Genomic DNA, 24476 nt, shown 5'->3' on the forward strand with positions numbered 1-24476 from the left:
GTCAGCCGATCATCTCGACCGACTGCAACGCATATTTCTCACTACAGAACCATGCCGCGCTCCACACCTGCGGCACGTCCTCAAAATCTTTCGACAGGCGAATCACCTGTAGTACCGGCTCGTTGACTTCAATCTGCAACAGCCTGGCTTCCGTCTGCGCCGCCGGCACCGCGCGGTAGCGGATGTCGCTACCCTTGAGCCGGACACGATAATCACGCCAGCACATGGCGCGGATATTGCCGCCCAGCTCACGCAGCCGCCGCATATCCAGCGCCGGGAATGTCACCTCGGACAGCAAGGATTCATCCACGCCAATCACTTCACCCTCAACCCGCACCAGCCGGCGGATCTGCCACAACGGCGCACTACGGCGCAGATTCAGCACTTCTGCAAGGTATTCGCCGGCATGAATTTTCACGCAACTCAGCACTTCAACCTTGGGGGCTCTTGCCGCATGCTCATTGAGCGCCGCAAACCGCATGTTCCCCAGATCGTCCCCTGCGTCGGTGACAAACGTGCCCACACCCTGGCGCCGATACAACACATTGCTGGCCACGAGGACATCCAGCGCTTTGCGGACGGTTCCCTGACTGACACCGAAACGCTGAGCCAGTTCTTGCTCGCTGGGCAGGGCTTCATCGCCTTGCCACATGCCGGTTTCAATATCAGTGAGAACCTCACGCATCACCTGTTGATAGAGCGATTGGGCAATGAGCTTTTTCATGATTTGCAGCTTTTTAACATGTTGTCGCCATGGAGTCTACTACAGTCTTATATAAGACATAAGACAAACCACCGAATAGCGGTACAAAGCCGCCAAAACGTACCACCTGCACGGGAGTGCGTGATAGACTTTCGCCACTTTGTAATAACAGTCTGGTTCGGTACTGCCCTGCTCAACCTCAGCCAAAGCCCCAAAAAAGATGTAGCAACGGCTTTGCCACAACATACGGGCTGACGAGAACCGGACACGCTGCTTCATGGCGCGCAAGGCCACGCCCTGCGCTGTCGTCGATGGCGGGATGCCCGCCCACTTTTACGCGGAGTAGTAATCAATGAAAAAACCCGTACGCGTTGCCGTAACCGGCGCAGCCGGCCAGATCGGCTACAGCCTCCTGTTCCGTATTGCTTCCGGCGCGATGCTGGGCCCGGATCAACCGGTTATTCTGCAATTGCTGGATATCACCCCGTCGCTGCCCGCCCTGAACGGCGTAGTCATGGAACTGGACGACTGCGCATTCCCGCTGCTGGCTGGCATCGTGCAAACCGACGACCCGAAAGTGGCCTTCAAGGATGCTGACATCGCCCTGCTGGTAGGTGCCCGTCCGCGTGGCCCGGGCATGGAACGCAAGGACCTGCTGGAAGCCAACGGCGCCATCTTCACCGCTCAGGGCCGCGCCCTGAACGAAGTCGCCAGCCGCGACGTGAAAGTGCTGGTGGTCGGCAACCCGGCCAACACCAACGCCTACATCGCCATGAAGAACGCACCGGACCTGAACCCGGCCAACTTCACCGCCATGATGCGTCTGGACCACAACCGCGCGTTGACGCAAATTGCCCAGAAGACCGGCAATGCCGTGACCGCCGTGAAGAAGATGACCATCTGGGGCAATCACTCCTCCACCCAGTACCCGGACATCTTCCATGCTGAAGTCAACGGCAAGAACGCCGCTGAACTGATCAACGATCAAAAGTGGCTGGAAGCCGAGTTCATCCCGACCGTGCAACAACGTGGCGCCGCCATTATCAAGGCACGCGGTCTGTCCTCTGCTGCTTCGGCCGCCAACGCCGCCATCGACCACATCCGCAACTGGGTGCTGGGCACACCGGAAGGCGACTGGGTCACCATGGGTGTTCCGGCTAATGGCGAATACGGCTACAGCGACATCATTTTCGGCTACCCGGTTACCTGCAAGGACGGCAAGTACGAAATCATCCAGGGTCTGGCGGTCAGCGAATTCAGCCGCTCGCGGATGGATGCCACGTACAAGGAACTGTCTGAAGAACGTGACGCCGTGAAGCACCTGCTGGCGTAAGCGGTTTCAGCTTCCAGCAAAAAGGCGAGCCATTGCGGCTCGCCTTTTTTATTGGCCAGTATCTGTGTGCGGCAATCGTAAAACGTCGCGCAATGCCATCGCCCGACGCCAGGCCATTGCGGGCGTACTCGGCAACACAAACAGCAGGCAAACAAAAAGCGGAGGGTCGTTCGACCCTCCGCTTTTTGTTTTACCCCGCACCTTGCGGCGCGGGGCTCCGTTGAACAATTACTTGTTCACAACGGTGTACAGCGCAGACTTGCCAGCTTCAACCGAACCGGAAGCCAGATCAGCCAGACCAGCGAACTGGTCAGAGTTGCTGATCACCACCGGGCTGATCAACGACTGGGCGTTGGCAGCCAGGTATTCCAGATCCAGTTCCAGCACCGGTTCACCAGCGTTCACGTGAGCGCCTTGCTCAGCCAGGCGGGTAAAGCCCTGACCGCCCAGCTTCACGGTTTCGATACCGATGTGAACGATGATTTCCGCACCGCTATCTGCCACCAGGGCAAAAGCGTGGTTGCTGTTGAAGATCTTGACCAGCGTACCGCTTGCCGGGGCAACAACAAACTTGCCTGTCGGCTGGATGGCAATACCCTCGCCTACAGCCTTGCTGGCGAATGCAGCATCCGGCACTTGATCCAGCGGCACGATGTTACCGGTCAGCGGTGCAACCAGAACCAGACCCTTGGACGATGTCGGCACAGCGACCGGAGCAACCGGTGCCGGGGCGGCAGCAGCAGGCTTCGGCGCCGGCGCCGGGGCAGCAGCGGCCGGGGCCGGAGCAGCAGCCGGAGCACCGACTTGACGACGCATACCGTCAGCAATCATTTCAGCCTTCGGCCCGACAATGATCTGAACGTTTTGCTTGTTCAGACGGATCAGACCGGAAGCACCCAGACGCTTGGCTTCAGCTTCGTTCACGATGCTGGAGTCATTCACTTGCAGACGCAGACGGGTAATGCAAGCGTCGATACCGGTCAGGTTGCCAACACCACCTACAGCAGCAATGTAGGAAGAAGCCAGCGAACCCATGTCACCGGAAACCGGAGCCGGGGCAGCACCTTCGCCAGCAGGCGCTTCATCTTCACGACCCGGGGTCTTCAGATTGAATGCCTTGATGAAGAAGGAGAACAGTGCGAAGTACAGTACAAACCAGACCGCGCCCATGATCAGCAGGATGCTGACGTTCTTGGCAGCCGGCAGCTTGGACATCAGCACAAAGTCGATCGCACCGGCAGAGAACGAGAAGCCTGCGTGTACATCCAGCATGGTGGCAATGTAGGCCGACACACCCGTCAACAGGGCGTGAACGAAATACAGGCCCGGGGCCAGGAACATGAACAGGAATTCAAGCGGCTCGGTCACACCGGTCAGGAACGCAGTGAAAGCCACGGAGAACATCAGGCCACCGACAGCGGCGCGACGGTTCTTCGGTGCAGCCAGGTACATGGCCAGCGCGGCGCCCGGCAGACCAAACATCATGACCGGGTAGAAACCTGCCATGAACTGGCCAGCGGTCACGTCACCAGCGAAGAAGCGGTTCAAGTCGCCGTGGGCAACGGTGGACACGCCATCCTTCATATAGGTGAAGTCGCCAATCTGGAACCAGGCCAGGGCGTTGATCACTTGATGCAGACCGGTCGGGATCAGCAGACGGTTCACGGTGGCGAACACGGCAGCGCCCAGGGCGTGCGCGCTGACCATCCAGTCACCGGCGTCCTTGATCACAGCCTGGATCGGTGGCCAGACATAGCCAAGAATCCCCGCCAGAATCAGCATGGTCAAACCGGTAATGATCGGCACGAAACGTTTGCCGCCAAAGAAGGCCAGCCAGTCCGGCAACTTGATTGCGTGGAAACGGTTATACATGGCCCCCGCGACCAGACCGGACAGAATACCGGCCAGCACGCCCATGTTGACGTCCTTGTTGATCACGACCATGGCTTTGGTGAGAATCAGATAGCCCACAGCACCAGCAAGCGCTGCCGCACCTGCATCATCCTTGGACCAGCCCACCGCTACACCAATTGCAAACACCAGTGCCAATTGCCCGAAGATCGCCCCACCCGCTTCAGCAATGAACGGCAGGTTGAACACGTCCGGTTGTCCCAACCGCAAAAGCAATGCAGCCACCGGCAATGTTGCAACTGGTAGCTGCAGGGAGCGGCCCAACCTCTGTAATCCGCCCAGCAAGTTCATGTTGCCTCCTGTTTATACGTAAGAAAAAAATTTTAATAAGAGTTCAGGCTGCACAAGACAGCACCTTAAGGTGTTGTAATCGCTTCCAGGGTACATGTAAACCCACGCGAATTATTCCACCGTGCTATGTCATGTGCAATGTCAGGCGCAAAAAGCATTTGCTCCAATTGCCCAGGCAACTGAAAGACAATGCCTTTTATTACATGAAGGGCATGCTATTGCAGCGATATGCCGCCAACAACCGGCCTTTCATTTCCATCATCTGCTTGTACCGATTTGTCGCTTTTATTTCCTTGGTCCATGTTTTGTCCAACTGCGACGCAACGTATTTGCCAAGGTGATTCTCGATTTTAAAACCCGGTAACTTACGCGCAAAATCGCTTCTGGATTTTGTTTTTACTCAAATTTTTACGGGCCAATTCGAATCGCGGTCTTGTTACACACCACAAGTGCACCGCCAGGCTGGCCAGGCGTTAAAGCGTGGCTGATGGCCGCGCCGGGCGCGGCGCGCAACATGTAATTTCGTAGTGACAAAATCTGCCATTCACTCTTGATGCCAAGCGGGCCTGGCTTCGGTTAGAATGGCGGCTTGCACATTCGCCGGCAACGGGTATCCTGCGTCGACGAACTCCAGTGGACAATACAGGTATTTGCACATGCTGACAGGTAGTCTGGTTGCGCTCGTGACCCCGATGAAGGACGACGGCGCTCTTGATTTTGATCGTTTGAGGCAGTTCGTTGACTGGCACATCGCGCAGGGTACTGACGGCCTTGTCGCTGTTGGCACCACCGGTGAGTCTCCGACCGTGGATGTAGAAGAACACGTAGAGATCATCCGTGTCGTGGTCGAACAGGCCGCCGGCCGCGTTCCGGTGATTGCCGGCACCGGCGCCAACTCCACCCGCGAAGCAATCCACCTGTCGAAAAAGGCCCGCGACGTCGGCGCGCAGTACGGCCTGTCGGTGGTGCCCTACTACAACAAGCCCACCCAGGAAGGCCTGTTCCAGCATTTCAAGGCCATTGCTGAAGAGTCCGGCCTGCCTACCCTGCTTTACAATGTGCCCGGCCGTACCGTGGCCGACATGAATAATGACACCGTGCTGCGTCTGGCCCAGTTGCCGGGCATCGTCGGCCTCAAGGATGCCACCGGCAATCTTGAGCGTGCAGCCGACCTGTTCAAGCGCGCGCCCAAAGACTTTGGCCTGTACAGCGGCGATGACGCCTCTTCACTGGCCTTCTTGCTGCTGGGTGGCCATGGCGTGATTTCGGTGACTGCCAACGTGGCGCCGCGCCAGATGCATGATCTGTGTGTTGCTGCAGCCGCTGGCCGCATTGCCGATGCCCGTGCCATCAACGATGCCCTGCAGGACCTGCATAAACATCTGTTCGTAGAAGCCAACCCGATCCCGGTTAAATGGGCACTGGAAGAAATGGGTCTGATCGGCAGCGGTATCCGCTTGCCGCTGACGCGCCTTTCTGAAAGTGCGCAGCCCGTGGTGCGCAAGGCACTGCACGCCGCCGGCCTGCAATAAACCATATCCGATCATTACCTGACGCAGAATCCGCTCATGAAAAACGTGTTTCGCCTGATGCCCCTTGTTGCCGTGCTGGCAGCAGCGGGTTGTACTTCTGTTGACCAGATGCCGTTCCAGAGCAAGGTTGATTACCGTTCCGGCAGTGACAACCTTTCGACCAACACACTGGAAGTGCCGCCCGATCTGAGCGCGCCGAACAACACCAACGCTTTCGTGGTACCGGGCAAGACCATTGCCGGCACCACAACAGCCAAGACCGCCGCCCCGGCCCCGGCCGCAGCAGCAGCGACCACCACGGCTGCTGTCGCCGCCAGCGCACCGGCCGTCGCCCCGGTGGCGAACACCGAAGAAGCCAACATCGCCAAGGCCTCCACCGTCTCTGCCAATCAGCCGGCCCGTCTGGTCCAGGCTGGCTCGCAGCGCTGGCTGGTTGTCCAGGGCGATCCGGCCAAACTGTGGCCGGAAGTGCGCCAGTTCTGGCTGGATAACGGCTTCTTGCTGACTACCGACAATCCGTCGATCGGCATCATGGAAACAGACTGGCAGGAAAACCGCGCCAATCTGCCGCAAGACATCGTGACCCGCATGCTGCGCAAGATTGCCGACGGCGTGATCTCTACCGGCCTGCTGGACCGCTTCCGCACCCGTGTAGAGCAAGGCACCGAGCCGGGCACCGTGGAAATCTTCCTGACCCATCAGGGCATGAAGGAAGTCTACAAAGACAACGGCAGCGACAGCCCGCGTAACGGTGGCAGTGCTGGCGGCGATCCGAGCGTCCAGACCGTCTGGACTCCGCGTCCGGAAGATCCGGAACTGGAAGCCCAGATGCTGGCACTGATGCTGCAGAAGTTCGGCATGCCGGCACAGCAAGCGCAACAGGTTGTGGCCGCACCGGTCAAAGTACCGGATGGTGCATCGCTGATTGAGAACAACACGGCACTGAGCGTGAACGACACGTATGACCGTGCATGGCGCCGCGTGGGCCTGGCGCTGGACCGCACCGGTTACGTGGTGTTCGATCGCAACCGGACCGAAGGCACTTACTACGTGAAGCAGGCCGAAGCCGATATCGGCAAGGAAGAGAAAGGCGACAGCTTCATGAACAAGCTGGCTTTCTGGAAGAAGACCGACCCGAATGCCGGCGTCGCCAAGCAATCCGAATTCCAGGTGCTGCTCAAGCAGGAAGTCAACACGATCCGTGTGAGCGTGACGGGCAAGGACGGCAAGCCGGCCGATGCCAAAGTTGTGTACGACATCCTCTCCAAGCTGCAAACCCAGCTCAAGTAAGCACTGCGGTTTGCTTGCTACAAAAAAACGGGCCATCTGGCCCGTTTTTTTATCTGGCTCATCGCCCGCCTGCCCGCTTCAACCGCGCAACAACAGCATCTGCGCCAGCAGCAATACCACCACGGCATAAAACGCCGCCACGATATCGTCCACCATCACGCCAAGACCGCCCGGCACTTTTGCATCAAACCAGCGAATCGGCCATGGTTTCCAGATATCAAACAGACGAAAAGCGGCAAACGCGGCGATCCACCACCAGAAATTGACCGGCACCACCAGCAACACCAGCCACATGGCGACGATTTCATCGATCACGATTGCGCCGTGATCATGTACCCCAAGGTCGTGCCCGGTTTTGCTGGCAGCCCACCAGCCGATCACGAAGACCAGCGCAGTCACCGACAAAATGAAAATGGGCGGCCACAGATACAACATGGCGGCGTACAAAGGGATGGCAGCCAGCGAGCCGAACGTGCCCGGCGCTTTTGGCGCTACGCCGCTACCAAAACCCAGCGCAATGAAATGCGCCGGATGGCTGAAACAGAAACGCCAGTCCGCCGGGACGGCTCCGCTCTTTCCCATGAATAACCTTCAGCGTGAAAATCAGGAGTCAGGCGCTATGCGCCAAAATGATCGAATGCGCCGTGGCTGAAAGCGAGCGCAGCGCCCTGGCCATCGACCAGTTGCACTGCTTGCGCACCCGCCAGCGGGGCGAGCATACGGCCAACCCTGGTCAAGGGCAAGTCGTGCTCCAGCGCCAGATGGAGAATCTGTTCGCGCCGCGTCGCAGGCGCACAGAAACACAGTTCGTACTCATCGCCCCCGGCCAGTGCCAGCTTTTGCTGCGTGGCCAGCGGCAATGCGCCAAGGACCGGATCAACCGGCAGCGACTCGGCAAACAACTCCGCCCGCAACCCGGAACGCTCGCAGATATGGCCCAGATCGCCCACGATGCCGTCAGAGACATCAAGGCACGCGCTGGCCAGGCCACGCAAGGCACGGCCCAGGGCCACACGGGGCGTGGGCATTTCCAGCCGGTCAAGACAGCGCGCCAGCATTTCGGGCGCCAGCTGCAGTGCATCAGTACGCTGCGCCACGGCCGCGGCTGCGGCCCCCAGCACGCCAGACACCCAGACATCGTCGCCATCACTGGCACCGCACCGTGTTAATGCGGTGCCGGTTTCGACCTCGCCGGCAATCTGGATACTGATGGTGAGCGGCCCGCGCGTGGTATCCCCACCGACCAGTTCCACCCCGTGCAATTGCGCCAGATGAAACAAGCCGCGGCTGAAGGCGTCCAGCCAGGCGGTGTCGGCCGCAGGCAGGGCCAGCGCCAGGGTAAACCAGCGTGGCACCGCCCCCATGGCCGCCAGATCAGACAGATTGACCGCCAGCGATTTGTAACCCAGCCGCCAAGGGTCAACGTCGGCAAAGAAATGCCGGCCGCTGACCAGCATGTCGACCGAAATGGCTTGCTGGCAACCAGCGCGGGGCGTGAGCAAGGCGGCGTCATCCCCGATCCCCAGATCCGCCACAGCGGGCTGGGTGGCCGGGTTGAAATAACGCTTGATGAGGTCGAACTCGTTCACAACGAAACAGACACCGTGGCGATCAACGTGCGCGTTTGGCGCGGATGGCTTCCACTTCGACCGGGCGCACTTCGGCGGCCAGCTTGTCCAGCACGCCGTTCACAAAACGGTGGCCATCGGTACCGCCAAAGGTTTTGGCCAGCTCGATCGCTTCGTTGATGATGACCGGGTACGGGGTTTCCGGCATGTTGATGATTTCCTGCGCGCCCACGTACAGAATGGCGCGCTCGACCGGGCTGACTTCTTCAAAGTCACGGTCCACGTGCGGCTTCAGGGCTTCAGTCAGCGCTGCATTGCTCTGGATGCCACCCACCAGGATGGACTTGAACAAGCCTTCGTCGGCCTTGACGAAGTACGGGCTGCTTTCTTTCAGGAAGCGCTCGATAGCGGGGATGGATTCACCCGTCAGTTGCCACTGGTACAAGCCTTGCATGGCAAATTCGCGGGAGCGGCGACGGGCCGACTTCGGCGGCTTCTTCGGCGCGTCCGCGCCCGGCTGGTTCACTTCGCTCATGCTCGCAACGCCTTTTGCAGATTGGCCATTTCCACGGCAACACGGGCAGCATCGGTGCCCTTTTCCTGCACGCGCACTTCAGCTTGCTCGTCGGTTTCGGTCGTCAGGATCGCGTTGGCAATCGGGATACCGGCATCAAGACCAATACGGGTCACGCCCGCGCCAGACTCGTTGGAAACCAGTTCAAAATGGTAGGTTTCACCGCGGATCACCGCGCCCAGCGCGATCAATGCATCGTATTGGTCCGATTCAGCCAGAGACTGCAATACCAGCGGGATTTCCAGCGCGCCAGGTACAGTGGTCAGCAGCAGGTCTTCGTCTTTGACGCCCAGTTTTTTCAGTTCAGCCAGACATGCATCACGCAGGCCTTCGCACACCGGTGTATTGAAACGCGCCATGACGATGGCAATGCGCAGCCCTTCTCCATTGAAGTCGGGTGCAATAAACGGAATCGATGGATTGATCGACATGGTTAATCCTTGATGAGGTTATTTATAGCGGCTGTCACTGCTTGTTTTGCAGGCAACCTGTTTATTTCTCTGCACAACGCGGCAATTCAAAGCCGGTAATTTCCAGCCCGAAACCGGTCATGCTTGGAATCTTGCGCTCCGGGCTCAAGAGCCGCATTTTGCCGACGCCCAAAGACTTGAGCATCTGCGCGCCAATACCGTAGGTGCGCATATCCCATTTGCGTACCTGCTCCAGCTTGAGCTCAGGCAGCGCGCGCGCCAGCAGATCATTGCCGTCTTCGGTACGGTGCAACAGGATCATCACGCCGCTCTCGGCTTTGGCGATGGCATCCAGTGATTCGCGCACATTCCAGGAATGCCCGGAATGCGAGAGATCCAGCCAGTCCATCAGCGATGCGGGTTCGTGTACCCGCACCAGCGTTTCCTTGTCGGGCTGCGGTTCGCCCTTGACCAGCGCCAGGTGCGTGGTTTCGGTCAGTTTGTCGCGGAACACGGCCAGTTCAAAATCGCCGGCAAAGGTTTCTACCGTGCGGCGGCCTTTGCATTCGATCAGCGTTTCAGTCTGGCTGCGGTAATGGATCAGGTCGGCAATGGTGCCGATCTTGATGTCATGCTCGGCAGCGAACTCCAGCAACTCGGGCAGACGCGCCATGGTGCCGTCGTCGTTCATGATTTCGCAAATGACCGATGCCGGCGACAAACCGCCCAGCATGGCCAGATCAGAGCCGGCCTCGGTATGGCCGGCGCGCACCAGCACGCCACCCGGTTGCGCCAGCAGCGGGAACACATGGCCTGGCGAGACCAGATCGCCCGGCTTGGCGTCAAATGCCACCGCCTTGCGGATGGTCAGCGCGCGATCATGCGCCGAGATACCGGTACTGACGCCTTCAGCCGCTTCGATCGAGACGGTAAAGTTGGTGCCGTGGCTGGAGCCGTTGTTGTTCACCATCAGCGGCAGCGCCAGTTGCTGGCAGCGCTCGGCAGACAGTGTCAGGCAGATCAGGCCGCGGCCGTATTTGGCCATGAAGTTGATGGCCTCCGGCGTGACGTAATCTGCCGCCAGCACCAGATCGCCTTCGTTTTCACGGTCTTCTTCATCGACCAGAATGACCATCTTGCCCAGACGGATATCGGCAATGATGTCCTTGATGGGGGAAATGCTGGCCGCCATTTACGCTTGCTCCAGCGACATCATGCGCTCTACATAACGGGCGATCAGGTCGATCTCCAGGTTGACCTTGTCACCAGCCTGAATAGTGCCCAGCGTGGTCACGGCCAGCGTATGCGGGATCAGGTTGATGGAGAAACGGCAGCCGCCCTCGACATCTGTGACCTTGTTGGTGGTCAGCGAAACACCATTCACCACCACCGAGCCTTTGGCGGCCAGGTATTTTGCCAGCGCCTTTGGCGCTTCAACCACCAGTTCGCGGTTATCGCCCACCGGATCGAAACTCACCACGCGACCCACGCCATCCACATGGCCGGACACAAGGTGACCACCGACGCGGTCAGACAGGCGCATGGCCTTTTCCAGATTGACCTTGCCGCCCTCGGCAGCCAGACCCACCGTGACGCTCAGCGATTCATTGGAGACATCAATCCGGTAGCGATGCCCTTCAGACAGTTCAATCACCGTCATGCACGCACCGTTGTGCGAGATGCTGTCGCCCAGCGCCACGTCAGACATATCCAGTTCTGGCGCGGCCACGGTCAGCGTCAGACCGCCTTCAAACGGGGTGATTTTTTCAATCGTGCCAACGGCTTGAACAATACCGGTAAACATTCAGTGGTTTTCCTTGCTTTGGGCAGCCAGCAACGCGGCATTGGTTTCACGCACGCGCGTTTTGGACTTGAGTTCGTTGCAGCTATTGCAGAAATAGTCGCGAGCGCCGCAAGCCACCAGTTCTTCCAGTGGTTTGCCACAATCCGGGCACAGCATCGCGGGGGTTTGGGTGTCAGACATCTCGCTACTCCTGCGTGACAAATAGAGCCGAATCAGTGAATCGCAAGTCCCAGCGCAGGTCATCACCCACCATGCGCCGTTCCTTCACCACGGGTGCGTGCTTGTTGGCCAGGTCATCCAGCTCAAGCCAGGCGGTACCGCGGGCGGAATCCCCAATCAGAATCGGCGCCTGATACAGCACCAGTTCGTCAACCAGCCCTGCCCGCAAGAGCGCGCCATTGAGGCTGGCGCCAGCTTCTACGGTGACCTCGTTGCAGCCACGCTGACCCAGTTCATGCACAAGGCGGGTTACATCCACCTGCCCTGCGGCATCCGGGCACACCAGCACCTCGGCGCCCGCATCAACCAGCTTTTGCGCCCGGCCTTCCTCAGCATATGCCGTGGCGATCAATACGCCCGGCGTTTGCAACATTCTGGCGGTAGGCGGCATGCGCAGGCGGCTATCAACCACCACCCGCAGCAAGGGCCGGCCGATGTCGATATCGCGCGCGGTCAGCTGGGCATCGTCGGCCAGCACGGTGCCAATGCCGGTCAGCATGGCACTGGAACGCGCCCGCAGACGCTGCACATCCGCCCGCGCCTGCGGGCCGGTAATCCATTGCGACTGGCCGTTTTGCAAGGCGGTGCGGCCATCCAGCGAGGTGGCCACCTTGAGCCGCAACCAGGGGCGTTGCCGGAGCATGCGGCTGAGAAAGCCGCGGTGATGATCCGCCGCTTCTGCCGCCAGCAAACCGTGCGCAACCGCCACACCGGCTGCCCGCAAGCGCGCCAGGCCCTGCCCGGCTACCAGCGGGTTCGGGTCACGCAGGGCTGCGACAACGCGTGCCACACCGGCCTTGACCAGCGCATCGGCGCACGGCGGGGTGCGGCCGTGATGGCTGCATGGCTCCAGCGTCACATACGCCGTCGCCCCCAGCGCGCGTTCACCGGCCATGCGCAACGCCATGATCTCGGCATGGGCATGCCCGGCAGGCTGGCTATGACCTTCACCGACCACTTCGCCATCGCGCACCAGAACACAGCCCACGCTGGGGTTGGGCGGCGCGTAATACTGCCCGCGCGCGGCCTGGACCAGCGCGCGTTGCATGTAGCGAAGATCGTCGGCAGACCAGATCACGGCTGCGCCTTGCTGTCGGTACTGACTTCACGGATCACGTCGCGGAAGTCGTCAATATCAGAGAAGGAACGGTACACAGAGGCAAAACGGATGTACGCCACCTTGTCCAGCCGCGCCAGCTCGTTCATCACCATCTCGCCAATCTGGCGCGACATGATTTCCCGCTCACCCACCGTCAGCACTTTCTGGATGATGCGGCTGATGGCTTCGTCGACAAGATGCGTCGGCACCGGCCGCTTGTGCAGCGCCCGATGAAAACTGGTGCGGATTTTTTCGCGATCGAATTCGGCGCGCTGGCCGTTCTGCTTGACCACCTGCGGCATGCGCACTTCGGCGGTTTCAAAGGTCGTGAAGCGTTTGTCACACACGGCGCAACGGCGGCGGCGGCGTACGACATCACCTTCATCGGACACCCGGCTATCGACAACCTGGGTATCGGGGGAACCACAAAATGGACACTTCACGCGAAGCCTCCGGCAAAGATCAGGCCCGGAACGGGCGAAAAACAACCAGTCAGATGGTGATACATGCAGCCGGTTGAGCGGATGTGCAATGCATCATTGTGACTGATTTATCAAAGATCATGAAACAGCAAAGGGTGGAGCCACGCCCCACCCTGTCTGCCTTGTCAGCCAGCGCGCCATGACAGCGCGATCTGGCTGACCGGTAACGCCTTGATTACGCGCCGTAAACCGGGAACTTTGCGGTCAGGGCTTTCACCTTTTCCGCGACGGTGGCCAGGTTGGCTTCGTCTTCCGGGTTATCCAGCACGTCAGCGATCAGGTGCGCCACTTGCACGGCTTCGGCTTCCTTGAAACCACGCGTGGTGATCGCCGGGCTGCCGATACGGATACCGGAAGTCACAAACGGGCTTTCCGGATCGTTCGGGATGGCGTTCTTGTTCACGGTGATGTGCGCCTTGCCCAGCACGGCGTCAGCCGCCTTGCCAGTCAGGCCCTTGGGACGCAGGTCAACCAGGAACACGTGCGACTCGGTACGGCCAGAGATAATACGCAGGCCGCGTTCGGCCAGCGTCTTGGCCATGGCCTGGGCATTCTTGATCACCTGGGCCTGGTATTCCTTGAACTCAGGCGTCAGCGCTTCCTTGAACGCCACAGCCTTGCCAGCGATAACGTGCATCAGCGGGCCGCCTTGCAGCGTCGGGAACACGTTGGAGTTCAGCATCTTTTCGTGTTCAGCCTTGGCCAGGATGATGCCGCCACGCGGACCACGCAGGGTCTTGTGGGTGGTGGACGTCACGAAGTCAGCGTGCGGCACCGGGTTCGGGTACACACCCGCGGCCACCAGACCGGCGTAGTGCGCCATGTCGACCATGAAGTAAGCGCCAACCTTCTTGGCGATCTCGGCCATGCGGGCCCAGTCAAAACGCAGGGCATAAGCCGAAGCGCCACCGATGATCAGCTTCGGTTTCGCTTCAACGGCGATGCGCTCCATTTCGTCGTAATCGATCTCTTCTTTCTCATTCAGACCGTACGGCACGATCTTGAACAACTTGCCCGACAGGTTGGCCGGCGAGCCGTGAGTCAGGTGACCACCATGACCCAGGTTCATCCCCATCACCGTATCGCCCGGCTTGAGGATAGAGAAATACACCGCCTGGTTGGCTTGCGAGCCCGAGTGCGGCTGCACGTTGGCGTATTCCGCGCCAAACAGCTCTTTCACGCGATCAATAGCCAGTTGCTCGACTTTGTCTACAAACTCGCAACCACCGTAGAAACGCTTGCCGGGATAACCTTCGGCGTACTTGTTGGTCAACTGGGAGCCTTGGGCTTCCATGACAGCGGGGCTGGTGTAGTTTTCGGAAGCAATCAGCTCGATATGTTCGTGCTGACGAACCACTTCGCCGGCCATGGCTTCGGCGAGTGCGGGGTCGTACTGGGCAATGGTCAGGGATCGGGAGAACATCGTGACAAGTCCAGGTGGGTCAGAAGAATTCCCGATTTTATCATGGTTTACGTGTTTATTACCGCACCATGAACCCGAATTCCGCCCGCGATGCCTGATGAATCTACATGGAAAGATGAGCGGAATTCATAAGGACTGCCAACCCAATAGCCACCGCCACGGGAGTTGCGGTTGCGGTTGCGGTTGCGGTTGCGGTTGCGGTTGCGGTTGCAGTTGCAGTTGCAGTTGGGGTTGTTTTTGACTTTCCTCCCCCATTAAAGCCAAGCGCCGATGGAGTGGAGGGAGACCCAGGCTCCCGACCGACTGAGGGCAGCCCGGAGGGCCGCAGGGCTGGGGTCGCCTTTCTTTGCCTACTTTCTTTGGCGAAGCAAAGAAAGTAGGGTGCTCCGGCCACCGCCGGTATCAAAATGCCTTTAAACCCGCGCCGCAAGGCGCTAACAGGGGTTAAAGGTTTTGCAGCAATGCCCAACCCAGCATTGCAACTGGATTCCTGCCTTCGCAGGAATGACGATTCAGGGGCAATAGGAAGCGCCGCAGTACCTGCCCACACCACGACTGGACACCTGCCTCCGCAGGAATGACGAGTCAGGGCAAATGGAAGCGCCGCAGCATCCACCCGCACCACGACTGGACACCTGCCTTCGCAGGAATGACGAGTCAGCAGCAAAAGGAAGCCCGCAGGAACGACGAGTCAGCAGCAAAAGAAAGCGCCGCAGCATCTGCCCACACCACCTCCCTCACCCCACCCCCCAAAAAAAACAAAACCCGGTTAAAAAACCGGGTTCCGCCCAAATGCCCCAAGGCATTCCACAAAAAGCACCAAGGCCGCTTACAGCCCCTTCACCGCATAAATGCACAAGGTATTGCGCCAATACCCCTGGTAATCCATCCCGCAACCAAACAGGAAACGGTCTTCCACCTCCAGACCCACAAAGTCCGCCTTCACACCCGGCGCCTTGCGGTCGTGCAGTTTGTCGACCAGCACCGCCACCTTCACCTCCTTGGCACCACGCTTCAGACAATCTTCAATCACGGCAGCCAGCGTGTGGCCTTCGTCCAGAATGTCGTCGATGATCAGGATGGTACGGCCCTTCATGTCGTCACGCGGCGGCACCAGCCAGTTGATCTGGCCGCCGCTGGTTTCGTGGCGATAACGGCTGGCATGCAGGTAAGAGCACTCCAGCGGGAAACGCAGCCTGGGCAGCAGATGGCCAGAGACAATCAGGCCACCATTCATGATCGTGTACACGATCGGGTTGCTGCTGGACATGGCGTCCGTAATGCGCGCAGCCATATGGTCGATCGCAGCAAGGACCTCCTGTTCTGTATGCAGGCAGTCTGCGTTGTCGATAATGGTGTTGGCTGCAGGTAGTTCAAGCGTCACGGTCGATACCCCGATCAATGTCCGGCAAAATCACAAATGGTAAACAGCGGCAAACCCTGATCACGGATCAGTCTGGAGCCGCCCAGTTCTGGCAGATCAACAATCGCTGCACCTTCTACCACCGTCGCACCAAGGCGATGCAGCAGATTGTACGCTGCGAGCATGGTGCCGCCGGTGGCCACCAGGTCGTCAATCAGCAGAACCCGATCGCCCGCCTTGCAGGCGTCGGTGTGGATTTCGACCGTGGCCGAACCGTATTCCAGTTCGTATTCCTCTGCCACGGTCAGATAGGGAAGCTTGCCTTTCTTGCGGATCGGCACGAAACCCAGGTTCAGTTCATAGGCCACCACGGCGCCCAGGATGAAACCACGCGCATCTACGCCAGCGACGACATCCAGTTTGGCGTCCATATAGCGGTGGACAAACGTATCAACCAGCACCCGGAAGAGTTTCGGGTCTTGCAGCAGCGGCGTGATGTCGCGAAACATCACACCCGGTTGCGGCCAGTCTGGCACGGTACGGATATGCGACTGGATATAGTCGGCGTAGAGCGGTTCTTTCATCCTGGAAAACCTTGAAGTGGATCAGCCAAAGAAGGCAAATTTCACCAGCCACAAGAGCGCAATCACCACCACGGCGGGCGAAAGGTCACGCATGCGGCCAGCCAGCAATTTGATGGCCACGTAGCTGATGAAGCCGATCGCGATACCGTCTGCGATCGAGTAAGTAAACGGAATCGCCAGTGCGGTCATCACGGCCGGGGCGGATTCGGTCAGATCGTTCCATTCGATCTCGGCCAGACCACGCGCCATCAGCACAGCCACATAGCACAGGGCCGGGGCAGTTGCGAAAGCCGGGACCGAGTTGGCCAGCGGTGCGAACACCAGCGAGATCAGGAACAGGATCGCGACCACAACTGCGGTCAGACCGGTACGGCCGCCCACAGCAGTGCCAGCCGCAGATTCAATATAAGCGGTGGTGGACGAGGTACCCAGTACGGAACCGACAACAATGGCAGAACTGTCGGCCATCAGCGCGCGCTTCAGGCGCGGCAGCTTGCCGTCTTTGTCCAGCAGGCCAGCGCGGTGCGACACGCCGATCAGCGTACCAGTGGTATCGAACAGATCAACAAAGAAGAACACGAAGATCACGCCCAGCAGACCGGCGTTCAGCGCGCCGTGCAGATCCATTTGCATGAATGTCGGGGCGATCGACGGCGGTGCGGACATGACACCAAGGAACTTGGACAGACCCATCAGGACCGAGATCACGGTCACGGCCAGAATGGAAATGATGATGGAGCCCGGAATACGACGGTATTCCAGCGCCACGATCAGGAAAAAGCCCAGCACGGCCAGCAGCGTGGTCGGTGCGTGGATGTTACCCAGCGTCACCAGGGTTGCGGGCGAGCCCACAACAACGCCTGCGCTCTTGAGCGCGATCAGCGCCAGGAAAATACCGACACCGGCAGAAATGGCCAGCTTGAGCGAGTGCGGGATCGCGTTCACGATCGCTTCACGCACCTTGAACAGGCTCACCACCAGGAAAATGATGCCGGAGATGAACACCGCACCCAGCGCCACTTGCCAGGGCACACCCATGCCCTTGCACACGGTGAAGGTGAAGTAGGCGTTCAGGCCCATGCCCGGCGCCAGCGCGATCGGGTAATTGGCCACAAGGCCCATCACCAGCGAACCGGTTGCCGCAGCAATACACGTCGCCACGAACACGGCGTTGAAGTCCATGCCCGTGATGGACAGGATGGAAGGATTGACGAAGATGATGTACGCCATCGTCAAAAAGGTGGTGAAACCTGCCAGAACTTCGGTACGGACGTCGGTACCATGTTCCTTGAGCTTGAAGAACGCTTCGAGCATCTCTTTTTCCCCGGTTTGAAATTATCCTGACTACATGTTTGTTGCGTTAAAAACGCTGATTGAATAATGGTTTATAGCGCTTGCCCGATGGTGTTTGCCAGTTGGGCACAACATCTGGTGCGCCATCCCATTTTTTTGCTTTCGGTTTCTCCGATGCGTACGTCAGTGCAAGATCAACAACATGTCCAGCGCATGCGTTGTGCGCCAGATCAAAAACCGGTGTGATTAACCACCCACCCCGGACAGAGCCAGTGCGCCCATCAGGGCAAAAATCGCCGCAGCGACAAAACGGACATATCGCAATACGTGCATGCGCTCGCTGATCCAGTTGCCCACAAACACCGCAGGCACATCGGCCAGCAACATGCCCAGCGTGGTGCCGGCAATCACTTGCCACAAGGGCTGGTATTTAACCGCGAGCGCAATCGTTGCAATTTGCGTTTTGTCGCCCATTTCGGCAAGAAAAAACGTCAACGCTGTAGCAATAAACGCGCCATGCGCCTTGACCGGGCTCTCACCCTCTTCGTACTGGTCAGGAATCAGTGCCCAGGCGGCAATGGCCAGAAAGCCAAAACCGACCACCCAGCGCAGGACTTCGTGCGAGATAAAACCGGCCAGCAGCACGCCGATCCAGCCTGCTGCGAAGTGGTTGAAAATGGTGGCCGCAAAAATGCCCGCGACGATAGGCAGCGGTTTGCGAAAGCGCGCGGCAAGAACCAGCGCCAGGAGTTGGGTTTTGTCGCCCATCTCAGCGATGGCAACCACGCCGGTGGAGACGAGAAATGCGTCGATCATCTGCTTGTGTGTTCAGAAAAATGCACCAGGGAAGGGCATTTCTGATTTACCGGCCGCAACAGCAACAAAGCCGCTGGCAAAACAGGCTGACGGCCATCTCGGCACAATCAATCCATTTTGCGAGCGACTTCCGGGTGCTGCCACGATCAACGGAAAATGCTTTCCTGAAGACCAAAAGGTGCGCAGTTTACTCCGGCCAAGCTTTCAGTTCAACCTTACAACCGGACGCCGGGACTTAGGGATTGCCGCAGTCGTCCGCCCGGGCAACCCGTGCATGCGGCACCAAAAACAAAGCGGCACATGGCGCGCCGCTTTGTTTTCAAGCCCATCAGCCCTGCCCGCCCGGACTTTGCCGGGGCCGGTGCGGCGTTACCGTCAATCCTGCGGTGCCGCCAGGACATCTTCAATATGTTTGACGAGACCGGTACAACCGGCCTCGACCAGATCAAGCACATGCTCAAAGCCATCCGGGCCGCCGTAATACGGATCAGGCACATCCTGGCCCGCCTGGCCGGTGGCAAAATCCAGAAACATCTTCAGCCGGTCGCGGTACTCCGCCGGGCACTGGCGCTCCAGCCGGGCCAGGTGGCCTTTATCCATGGCCAGGATCAGATCGAACTGGGAGAAATCCGGCTTGTGTACCTGGCGGGCGCGCAGAAACGACAAGTCATACCCACGTTTGCGCGCATGCTGTTGCGCGCGGCGGTCCGGCGCTTCGCTGACGTGGTAATCATCCGTCCCTGCTGAATCGATATCCACGCGTTCTTGCAGGCCGGCCTTGCGCACCAGCTGACGCATGACGCCATCGGCGGTGGGGCTACGGCAGATGTTGCCGGTGCAAACGAAAAGAACGCGGAATTTTTTCTTGGTGTTCATGCAATCAGGCGTTGTACAAGAATTGGACCAACGCGCCAGCCCGGGCCAGCGCACAGCGGAACCGTTATCTTAACACCTGAAATGCAACATTCGTTTCAAACAGGGCCATACGGCAGCACCCTGATGCGGTTATCCCACACATGACTCAAGTCAAAGGGGGCGCTTTGGCCACCGGGGACTCGGGCTCTTGCCAGCTGACGAGGAAAATCGCCGCCAGCACACACACCAGCGCCACGGCATGCGCCAGCATGGGTTGTTCATGCAGGAACACGATGGCATACGTCACCGCGGCCACCGGCAGCGCGGCAGTAAACACCCCGGCTTTTTGCGCCGGAACGTGGCGGATGCCCTTCATCCACAACCAGAACGACAACACGCTGGCGGCCAGCCCGTACCAGAACACCAGCAACCATGTGCCGGTATCCACGCTGGCCAGATCAAAGTGCAGCAACGCGGGCAGGCCCAGCGGCAACATCAGCATCAGGCCGATCAAGTGCGTGTAGGCGCAGATATCAATGGCCGGCAAAGACTGGGTCAGCCGGCGCGAGAGAATCACGTAGATCGACTCACACACCACCGCCCCCGCCACCATCAGGTTGCCGGTCAGCGAGCCACTGCCGCCCGTGCGCGACCGGGTGACGTTGATGATGACCATGCCCAGCACCGCCAGCCCCACGGCAATGATGGCGCGGCGCCCCAGATGTTCGCGCAAGAACAACCAGGACAAGATCAGGACCACCGCCGGAATGGTACTGGTGATCACGCCCGCGGCCAGCGCCGTGGTGCGCTGCACGCCATTGAGCATCAGCAGGGTAAACAGGAAAGTGCCAAACAGCGCCTGCAAAAACAGCCCGACCCATTGTTTGCCGGTGACCTGGCGCATGCGGCTGAGGCGATAACGCGGCAGCAAAATGCCCACGCCGACCACAAAGCGCAGCAAGGCAAACAGCGTGACCGGCACGATCATGACAATGGATTTGCCAATCCCGACATTGCTGCCGACCAGCGCCATGGAGACGATCAGGAACAAGGTATAACGGTTGAACTTCATGAAGGCAGCGTCGGCTTTATGCGGGAGTTGGTTGTAAGCCGGTGACGCGGCGTTACGGCCACGTCACCGGCTGGCTGGCCGCTTATTCGGCGTGGGCGCCGCTTTCCAGATAGGCTGCGCGCACCTGCGGGTTTTCCAGCAGTTCCTTGCCGCTGCCCGCCAGCACAATCGCGCCATGCTGCAGCACGTAGCCCCGATGCGCAACCCGCAAGGCGTGGTGGGCGTTTTGCTCGACCAGCAAAATGGTCATGCCCCAGGCCTCGTTCAGTTCCTTGATGATGCGGAACACCTGACGGATATAGATCGGCGCCAGGCCCAGCGAAGGTTCATCCAGCAGCAACAATTGCGGGCGACTCATCAAGGCACGGGCAATGGCCAGCATTTGCTGTTCACCGCCTGATAACGTACCAGCGCGCTGGTTCAGCCGTTGTTCCAGAATCGGGAACATCTGATACATGCGCTTGAGGTCTTCCTCATAATGCGCGCCATCCGCAAACGTGCTGCCCATCTGCAGGTTTTCCAGCACGGTCATGCGCTGGAAAATGCGCCGCCCTTCCGGCACCAGCGCAATGCCTTTGCGGGCAATCTGGTGCGTGGCGGTTTTCAGCAAGTCCAGATCCTGGAACTGGATACTGCCCTCAGATGCACGCGGCTGGCCAAAGAGCGTCATCATCAGCGTGGATTTACCCGCGCCGTTGGCACCGATCAGCGTGACGATCTCGCCCTTCTCTACCGTCAGATCAACCCCGCGCAAGGCGTGAATGGCGCCGTAATGCGCATGCACGCCGCTCATTTTCAACATGCTCATGCGCTGGCCTCTTCGGTTTCTTCTTCGCCCAGATAGGCCTTGATCACGTTCGGGTCATGCTGGATTTGCATCGGCGTGCCTTCGGCAATCTTGTGACCAAAGTTGAGTACGCAGATCTGGTCTGACACGCGCATCACCACGCTCATGTCGTGCTCGATCAGCAAAATGCCCTTGTCGTGCTCCCGCGAGAGATACAACAGCAGCTCGTTGAGTTCTGCCGATTCACGCGGGTTCAGGCCGGCGGCCGGTTCATCCAGACACAGCAGCAGCGGGTCAACGCACAAGGCACGGGCGATTTCGATACGGCGTTGCGTGCCATAAGACAGATTGCCGGCCGCCACATTGGCACGATCCAGCAAACCCAGCCGCTCCAGCCAGGTCGTGGCCTTGGCCAGGGCTTCTGCTTTGGCGTCGCGATAGCCCGCCAGCCCGAACAACCCGGCCAGCGAGAAACGCGACGCGTGTTGCAGCGTGTTGTACTGCGCCACCATCAGGTTTTCCAGCACCGTCATGCTGGGAAACAGCCGGATATTCTGGAACGTGCGCACCACCCCGGCATGCCGCGCAACGCGATGCGTGGCCAGCTGGTTAAGGATCAGTTTGCCGTGCTGCGGATGATGCATGACCACATCGCCCACGGTGGGTTTGTAGAACCCGGTCAGGCAATTGAAGAAAGTGGTCTTGCCGGCGCCATTGGGGCCAATGATGGAGGTCACCTTGCCCGCCGGCACCGCCAGCGAAAGGTCATCCAGCGCGGTCAGCCCGCCAAAGCGCATGGTCAGGTGATTGACTTCCAGCAAGGTATTTTGCGGCGTGTCGGTCATGGCGTCGCTCCTTGCGCTGCGGGGGTGTCGATCTGGATGGTGGGTTCACGCCGCGCCACAAGGCCACCCGGGCGCCACACCATGATCAGCACCATGGCCGCGCCGAACAGCAGCATGCGGTAGTCAGAGAAATCGCGCCCCAGTTCCGGCAGCACCACCAGCAAGAGCGCGGCAAACACCACGCCCAGCTGACTGCCCCGCCCGCCCAGCACCACAATCGCCAGGATGGTGGCAGACTCTGAAAACACAAAGCTTTCCGGCGAGATAAACCCCTGGCGCGCGGCAAAGAACACGCCGGCAAAACCGCCCAGCATGGCGCCAATGGCATAGGCAGACAATTTGACGCCGGTGACATTGATGCCCAGCGCCTTGCAGGCCAGTTCATCTTCACGCACGGCTTCCCACGCCATGCCCACTGGCAGCCGGCGCAGGCGCGAGACAAACACGTTGGTCAGCAGCGCCAATACCAGAATCAGGTAGTACAGAAACGTGACGCGGTGATCGGCCGAGTATTCCAGATGGAAAAACGCGGCAAAGGTCGGTGTATCGCCCGGCGGTTTGAATTCCAGCCCGAAAAAGCTCGGGCGCGGGATCGAGTTGATGCCGTTGGGGCCGCCCGAGAAATCGGTCCAGTTCACAAGGATAATGCGAATGATCTCGCCAAAGCCCAGCGTGACAATGGCCAGGTAATCACCACGCAAACGCAGCGTCGGCCAGCCCAGCAAGACGCCGAACAAGGCCGCCATGCCGCCGGCCACCGGCAGGGTTTCCCAGAAACCCCAGCCAAACAGCGTGGACAGCAAGCCATAGCTGTAGGCGCCCACGGCGTAGAACGCCACGTAGCCCAGATCCAGCAAACCGGCCAGCCCCACCACCACGTTCAGGCCCCAGCCCAGCATCACGTAAATGAGTACGGTGGTGGCGGTATCGATCACGTAGCGGTTACCGGAAAACGCCATCGGCAGGACAATGGCAAACGCCAGCGCCACCCGTCCCAGCCATTTAAGCCAGGGCCGTTGCTGCACTACAGCCGTTTTGGCGGCCACGCGTTGCCGTTGCAGTTTGCGCAACTGGAAATGCGAGACCAGCCATTGCAAGATCAAGCGGCCAAAAAACACCACGCCCACAAACTGGGCCAGCAAGGGCCAGCGTGTCAGCACCTGCAAGCCGCCACCCTGATCCGCCGTGGTCAGGCCCAGCATGGGAATCCCCAGCAGCAAGGCGACAATGCCGATGCGCACTGCATCTTTGAGACGATCTGCCAGCGGCAGAGAATGTGCCGCGCTCATCAGACTTTCTCCACTTCAGGACGCCCCAGCAAACCACTCGGGCGGAACATGAGAACCAGGATCAGGATGGCAAACGTGGCGACATCCTTGTATTCCGGCGAGAGATACGCGCTCCAGTAAGACTCGATCAGCCCGATCAGCACACCGCCCAGCATGGCACCCGGCAACGAGCCGACGCCCCCGAGCACGGCAGCAGTAAACGCCTTGATGCCGGCCACAAAACCAATCGAGAAATCCACCACGCCGTAGTACACCGTAACCATGACGCCGGCGACCGCGGCCAGCGCCGCCCCCAGCATGAAGGTGTAAGAGATGGTCTTGTCGACATCAATACCCAGCAAGGACGCCATGGTGCGGTCTTGCTCGCACGCGCGCTGCTGGCGGCCAAATGAGGTGCGGGTAATCAGCCCGGTAAACGCCACCATCAGCACCACCGTCACCACGCAGATCATGATTTGCGTGTACGCCAGGTGTACCGAAAAGCCGTTGTGGGTGAAGAGTTCCAGCCCGCCTGGAATCAGCGTCGGCACCGGCTTGACGCGGGCGCCCTGGCTGACTTGCACCATGTTCTGCAAAAAGATGGACATCCCGATGGCGGAAATCAGCGGCGCCAGGCGCGAGGCGTTGCGCAGCGGCCGGTACGCGGTACGCTCCACCGCCCAGCCGTAAACCGAGGTAAAGCCAATGGCAATGATAAGCACCAGTGCCAGCACCAGCGGCACGGAACTGATCCCGAATGCGCTCATCAGCGTCAGCGCAGTGACGGAAATGATGGCGCTGACCATATAGATATCGCCGTGGGCGAAATTGATCATGCCGATGATGCCGTACACCATCGTATAACCCAGTGCGATCAACCCGTAGACCGCACCTAGCGTGAGGCCGTTGATCAACTGTTGAATGAATTGCCCCATGGGAGCATTACTCCATAAT

Annotated in this window: 25 protein-coding genes; 3 read left to right on the top strand and 22 right to left on the bottom strand. The window is 59.5% G+C overall.

Annotated features, from left to right (window positions below):
* Position 1: 1 nt before the first annotated feature.
* Positions 2-724: a GntR family transcriptional regulator gene (locus tag IEX57_RS06045; protein ID WP_188703315.1), complete on the bottom strand. Its 723-nt coding sequence runs from the start codon at positions 722-724 to the stop codon at positions 2-4.
* 331 nt (positions 725-1055) lie between these two features.
* Between IEX57_RS06045 and IEX57_RS06050 the strand changes: the two genes are divergently transcribed.
* Positions 1056-2036: a malate dehydrogenase gene (locus IEX57_RS06050; RefSeq protein WP_188703316.1), complete on the top strand. Its 981-nt coding sequence runs from the start codon at positions 1056-1058 to the stop codon at positions 2034-2036.
* Between the two features lie 228 nt (positions 2037-2264).
* On the opposite strand, the gene nagE is transcribed toward IEX57_RS06050, so the two are convergent.
* Positions 2265-4238: an N-acetylglucosamine-specific PTS transporter subunit IIBC gene (gene nagE, locus IEX57_RS06055; RefSeq protein WP_188703317.1), complete on the bottom strand. Its 1974-nt coding sequence runs from the start codon at positions 4236-4238 to the stop codon at positions 2265-2267.
* 656 nt (positions 4239-4894) lie between these two features.
* Here nagE and dapA point away from each other — a divergent pair.
* Together dapA and bamC are read left to right on the top strand one after the other, a co-directional pair.
* Positions 4895-5770, top strand: a complete 876-nt coding sequence (gene dapA / locus IEX57_RS06060; protein ID WP_188703318.1) for a 4-hydroxy-tetrahydrodipicolinate synthase — start codon at positions 4895-4897, stop codon at positions 5768-5770.
* Positions 5771-5806: 36 nt separating this feature from the next.
* The gene (bamC, locus tag IEX57_RS06065) at positions 5807-7060 is read left to right on the top strand and encodes an NlpB/DapX family lipoprotein (RefSeq protein ID WP_188703319.1); all 1254 of its coding nucleotides are present in this window, start codon (positions 5807-5809) and stop codon (positions 7058-7060) included.
* A 78-nt stretch (positions 7061-7138) separates the two neighbouring features.
* Here the strand turns inward: bamC and IEX57_RS06070 are convergent, their stop codons facing one another.
* The 20 genes from IEX57_RS06070 to IEX57_RS06165 form a co-directional block, all read right to left on the bottom strand.
* The gene (locus IEX57_RS06070) at positions 7139-7642 is read right to left on the bottom strand and encodes a phosphatidylglycerophosphatase A family protein (protein ID WP_188703320.1); all 504 of its coding nucleotides are present in this window, start codon (positions 7640-7642) and stop codon (positions 7139-7141) included.
* Between the two features lie 35 nt (positions 7643-7677).
* Positions 7678-8649: a thiamine-phosphate kinase gene (gene thiL, locus IEX57_RS06075; RefSeq protein ID WP_188703321.1), complete on the bottom strand. Its 972-nt coding sequence runs from the start codon at positions 8647-8649 to the stop codon at positions 7678-7680.
* A 22-nt stretch (positions 8650-8671) separates the two neighbouring features.
* The gene (gene nusB, locus IEX57_RS06080) at positions 8672-9163 is read right to left on the bottom strand and encodes a transcription antitermination factor NusB (RefSeq protein ID WP_188703322.1); all 492 of its coding nucleotides are present in this window, start codon (positions 9161-9163) and stop codon (positions 8672-8674) included.
* Entirely contained in the window at positions 9160-9633 is a 474-nt protein-coding gene (ribH, locus tag IEX57_RS06085; RefSeq protein WP_188703323.1) for a 6,7-dimethyl-8-ribityllumazine synthase, read from the bottom strand. Before ribH ends, nusB begins: the two co-directional genes overlap by 4 nt.
* Positions 9634-9694: 61 nt before the next feature.
* Positions 9695-10804 (bottom strand): bifunctional 3,4-dihydroxy-2-butanone-4-phosphate synthase/GTP cyclohydrolase II, encoded by a 1110-nt coding sequence (gene ribBA, locus IEX57_RS06090; protein WP_188703324.1) that lies wholly within the window; start codon positions 10802-10804, stop codon positions 9695-9697.
* Positions 10805-11416 carry a riboflavin synthase gene (locus IEX57_RS06095; RefSeq protein ID WP_188703325.1) on the bottom strand — a complete coding sequence of 204 codons (612 nt, stop codon included), beginning with the start codon at positions 11414-11416 and terminating at the stop codon, positions 10805-10807.
* On the bottom strand, positions 11417-11596 hold the full coding sequence (locus IEX57_RS06100) for a YfgJ family double zinc ribbon protein (protein WP_229708784.1): 180 nt from the start codon (positions 11594-11596) through the stop codon (positions 11417-11419). It abuts the gene before it with no gap.
* Between the two features lie 4 nt (positions 11597-11600).
* Positions 11601-12713, bottom strand: coding sequence for a bifunctional diaminohydroxyphosphoribosylaminopyrimidine deaminase/5-amino-6-(5-phosphoribosylamino)uracil reductase RibD (gene ribD, locus IEX57_RS06105; RefSeq protein WP_188703326.1), 1113 nt, complete (start codon positions 12711-12713; stop codon positions 11601-11603).
* Complete coding sequence (nrdR, locus tag IEX57_RS06110; RefSeq protein ID WP_188703327.1) at positions 12710-13177, bottom strand: transcriptional regulator NrdR; 468 nt, start codon at positions 13175-13177, stop codon at positions 12710-12712. Before nrdR ends, ribD begins: the two co-directional genes overlap by 4 nt.
* A gap of 214 nt (positions 13178-13391) precedes the next feature.
* Complete coding sequence (gene glyA / locus IEX57_RS06115; protein WP_188703328.1) at positions 13392-14639, bottom strand: serine hydroxymethyltransferase; 1248 nt, start codon at positions 14637-14639, stop codon at positions 13392-13394.
* Positions 14640-15468: 829 nt separating this feature from the next.
* Entirely contained in the window at positions 15469-16023 is a 555-nt protein-coding gene (locus tag IEX57_RS06120) for a hypoxanthine-guanine phosphoribosyltransferase (protein WP_188703329.1), read from the bottom strand.
* 14 nt (positions 16024-16037) lie between these two features.
* Complete coding sequence (locus IEX57_RS06125) at positions 16038-16586, bottom strand: adenine phosphoribosyltransferase (protein ID WP_188703330.1); 549 nt, start codon at positions 16584-16586, stop codon at positions 16038-16040.
* A 21-nt stretch (positions 16587-16607) separates the two neighbouring features.
* Positions 16608-17900 carry an NCS2 family permease gene (locus IEX57_RS06130; RefSeq protein ID WP_188703331.1) on the bottom strand — a complete coding sequence of 431 codons (1293 nt, stop codon included), beginning with the start codon at positions 17898-17900 and terminating at the stop codon, positions 16608-16610.
* Positions 17901-18125: 225 nt separating this feature from the next.
* Entirely contained in the window at positions 18126-18695 is a 570-nt protein-coding gene (locus IEX57_RS06135; protein WP_229708786.1) for a TMEM165/GDT1 family protein, read from the bottom strand.
* A gap of 375 nt (positions 18696-19070) precedes the next feature.
* On the bottom strand, positions 19071-19571 hold the full coding sequence (locus IEX57_RS06140) for a low molecular weight protein-tyrosine-phosphatase (RefSeq protein ID WP_188703332.1): 501 nt from the start codon (positions 19569-19571) through the stop codon (positions 19071-19073).
* A 145-nt stretch (positions 19572-19716) separates the two neighbouring features.
* Positions 19717-20622, bottom strand: coding sequence for a DMT family transporter (locus IEX57_RS06145; RefSeq protein ID WP_188703333.1), 906 nt, complete (start codon positions 20620-20622; stop codon positions 19717-19719).
* Positions 20623-20704: 82 nt separating this feature from the next.
* Positions 20705-21430, bottom strand: coding sequence for an ABC transporter ATP-binding protein (locus IEX57_RS06150; protein WP_229708789.1), 726 nt, complete (start codon positions 21428-21430; stop codon positions 20705-20707).
* A complete protein-coding gene (locus IEX57_RS06155) occupies positions 21427-22254 on the bottom strand; it encodes an ABC transporter ATP-binding protein (protein WP_188703334.1) in 828 nt (275 codons plus the stop codon). Before IEX57_RS06155 ends, IEX57_RS06150 begins: the two co-directional genes overlap by 4 nt.
* Positions 22251-23543, bottom strand: coding sequence for a high-affinity branched-chain amino acid ABC transporter permease LivM (livM, locus tag IEX57_RS06160; protein WP_188703335.1), 1293 nt, complete (start codon positions 23541-23543; stop codon positions 22251-22253). Before livM ends, IEX57_RS06155 begins: the two co-directional genes overlap by 4 nt.
* Positions 23543-24457, bottom strand: a complete 915-nt coding sequence (locus tag IEX57_RS06165; RefSeq protein ID WP_188703336.1) for an ABC transporter permease subunit — start codon at positions 24455-24457, stop codon at positions 23543-23545. Before IEX57_RS06165 ends, livM begins: the two co-directional genes overlap by 1 nt.
* Positions 24458-24476: the final 19 nt, after the last annotated feature.

This window comes from Silvimonas iriomotensis (assembly GCF_014645535.1).
GTDB classification, from domain to species: Bacteria; Pseudomonadota; Gammaproteobacteria; order Burkholderiales; family Chitinibacteraceae; genus Silvimonas; species Silvimonas iriomotensis.

Excerpts from the sequence above, each read along its gene's own strand:
- IEX57_RS06140 (WP_188703332.1), bottom strand. The coding sequence starts at position 19,571 with ATGAACACCAAGAAAAAATTCCGCGTTCTTTTCGTTTGCACCGGCAAC.
- dapA (WP_188703318.1), top strand. The coding sequence starts at position 4,895 with ATGCTGACAGGTAGTCTGGTTGCGCTCGTGACCCCGATGAAGGACGAC.
- IEX57_RS06050 (WP_188703316.1), top strand. The coding sequence starts at position 1,056 with ATGAAAAAACCCGTACGCGTTGCCGTAACCGGCGCAGCCGGCCAGATC.
- IEX57_RS06070 (WP_188703320.1), bottom strand. The coding sequence starts at position 7,642 with ATGGGAAAGAGCGGAGCCGTCCCGGCGGACTGGCGTTTCTGTTTCAGC.
- IEX57_RS06145 (WP_188703333.1), bottom strand. The coding sequence starts at position 20,622 with ATGAAGTTCAACCGTTATACCTTGTTCCTGATCGTCTCCATGGCGCTG.
- bamC (WP_188703319.1), top strand. The coding sequence starts at position 5,807 with ATGAAAAACGTGTTTCGCCTGATGCCCCTTGTTGCCGTGCTGGCAGCA.
- IEX57_RS06095 (WP_188703325.1), bottom strand. The coding sequence starts at position 11,416 with ATGTTTACCGGTATTGTTCAAGCCGTTGGCACGATTGAAAAAATCACC.
- nagE (WP_188703317.1), bottom strand. The coding sequence starts at position 4,238 with ATGAACTTGCTGGGCGGATTACAGAGGTTGGGCCGCTCCCTGCAGCTA.
- IEX57_RS06125 (WP_188703330.1), bottom strand. The coding sequence starts at position 16,586 with ATGAAAGAACCGCTCTACGCCGACTATATCCAGTCGCATATCCGTACC.
- IEX57_RS06155 (WP_188703334.1), bottom strand. The coding sequence starts at position 22,254 with ATGACCGACACGCCGCAAAATACCTTGCTGGAAGTCAATCACCTGACC.
- IEX57_RS06165 (WP_188703336.1), bottom strand. The coding sequence starts at position 24,457 with ATGGGGCAATTCATTCAACAGTTGATCAACGGCCTCACGCTAGGTGCG.
- IEX57_RS06045 (WP_188703315.1), bottom strand. The coding sequence starts at position 724 with ATGAAAAAGCTCATTGCCCAATCGCTCTATCAACAGGTGATGCGTGAG.
- IEX57_RS06100 (WP_229708784.1), bottom strand. The coding sequence starts at position 11,596 with ATGTCTGACACCCAAACCCCCGCGATGCTGTGCCCGGATTGTGGCAAA.
- glyA (WP_188703328.1), bottom strand. The coding sequence starts at position 14,639 with ATGTTCTCCCGATCCCTGACCATTGCCCAGTACGACCCCGCACTCGCC.
- ribH (WP_188703323.1), bottom strand. The coding sequence starts at position 9,633 with ATGTCGATCAATCCATCGATTCCGTTTATTGCACCCGACTTCAATGGA.
- IEX57_RS06135 (WP_229708786.1), bottom strand. The coding sequence starts at position 18,695 with ATGATCGACGCATTTCTCGTCTCCACCGGCGTGGTTGCCATCGCTGAG.
- nusB (WP_188703322.1), bottom strand. The coding sequence starts at position 9,163 with ATGAGCGAAGTGAACCAGCCGGGCGCGGACGCGCCGAAGAAGCCGCCG.
- IEX57_RS06150 (WP_229708789.1), bottom strand. The coding sequence starts at position 21,430 with ATGAGCATGTTGAAAATGAGCGGCGTGCATGCGCATTACGGCGCCATT.
- ribBA (WP_188703324.1), bottom strand. The coding sequence starts at position 10,804 with ATGGCGGCCAGCATTTCCCCCATCAAGGACATCATTGCCGATATCCGT.
- livM (WP_188703335.1), bottom strand. The coding sequence starts at position 23,543 with ATGAGCGCGGCACATTCTCTGCCGCTGGCAGATCGTCTCAAAGATGCA.
- IEX57_RS06130 (WP_188703331.1), bottom strand. The coding sequence starts at position 17,900 with ATGCTCGAAGCGTTCTTCAAGCTCAAGGAACATGGTACCGACGTCCGT.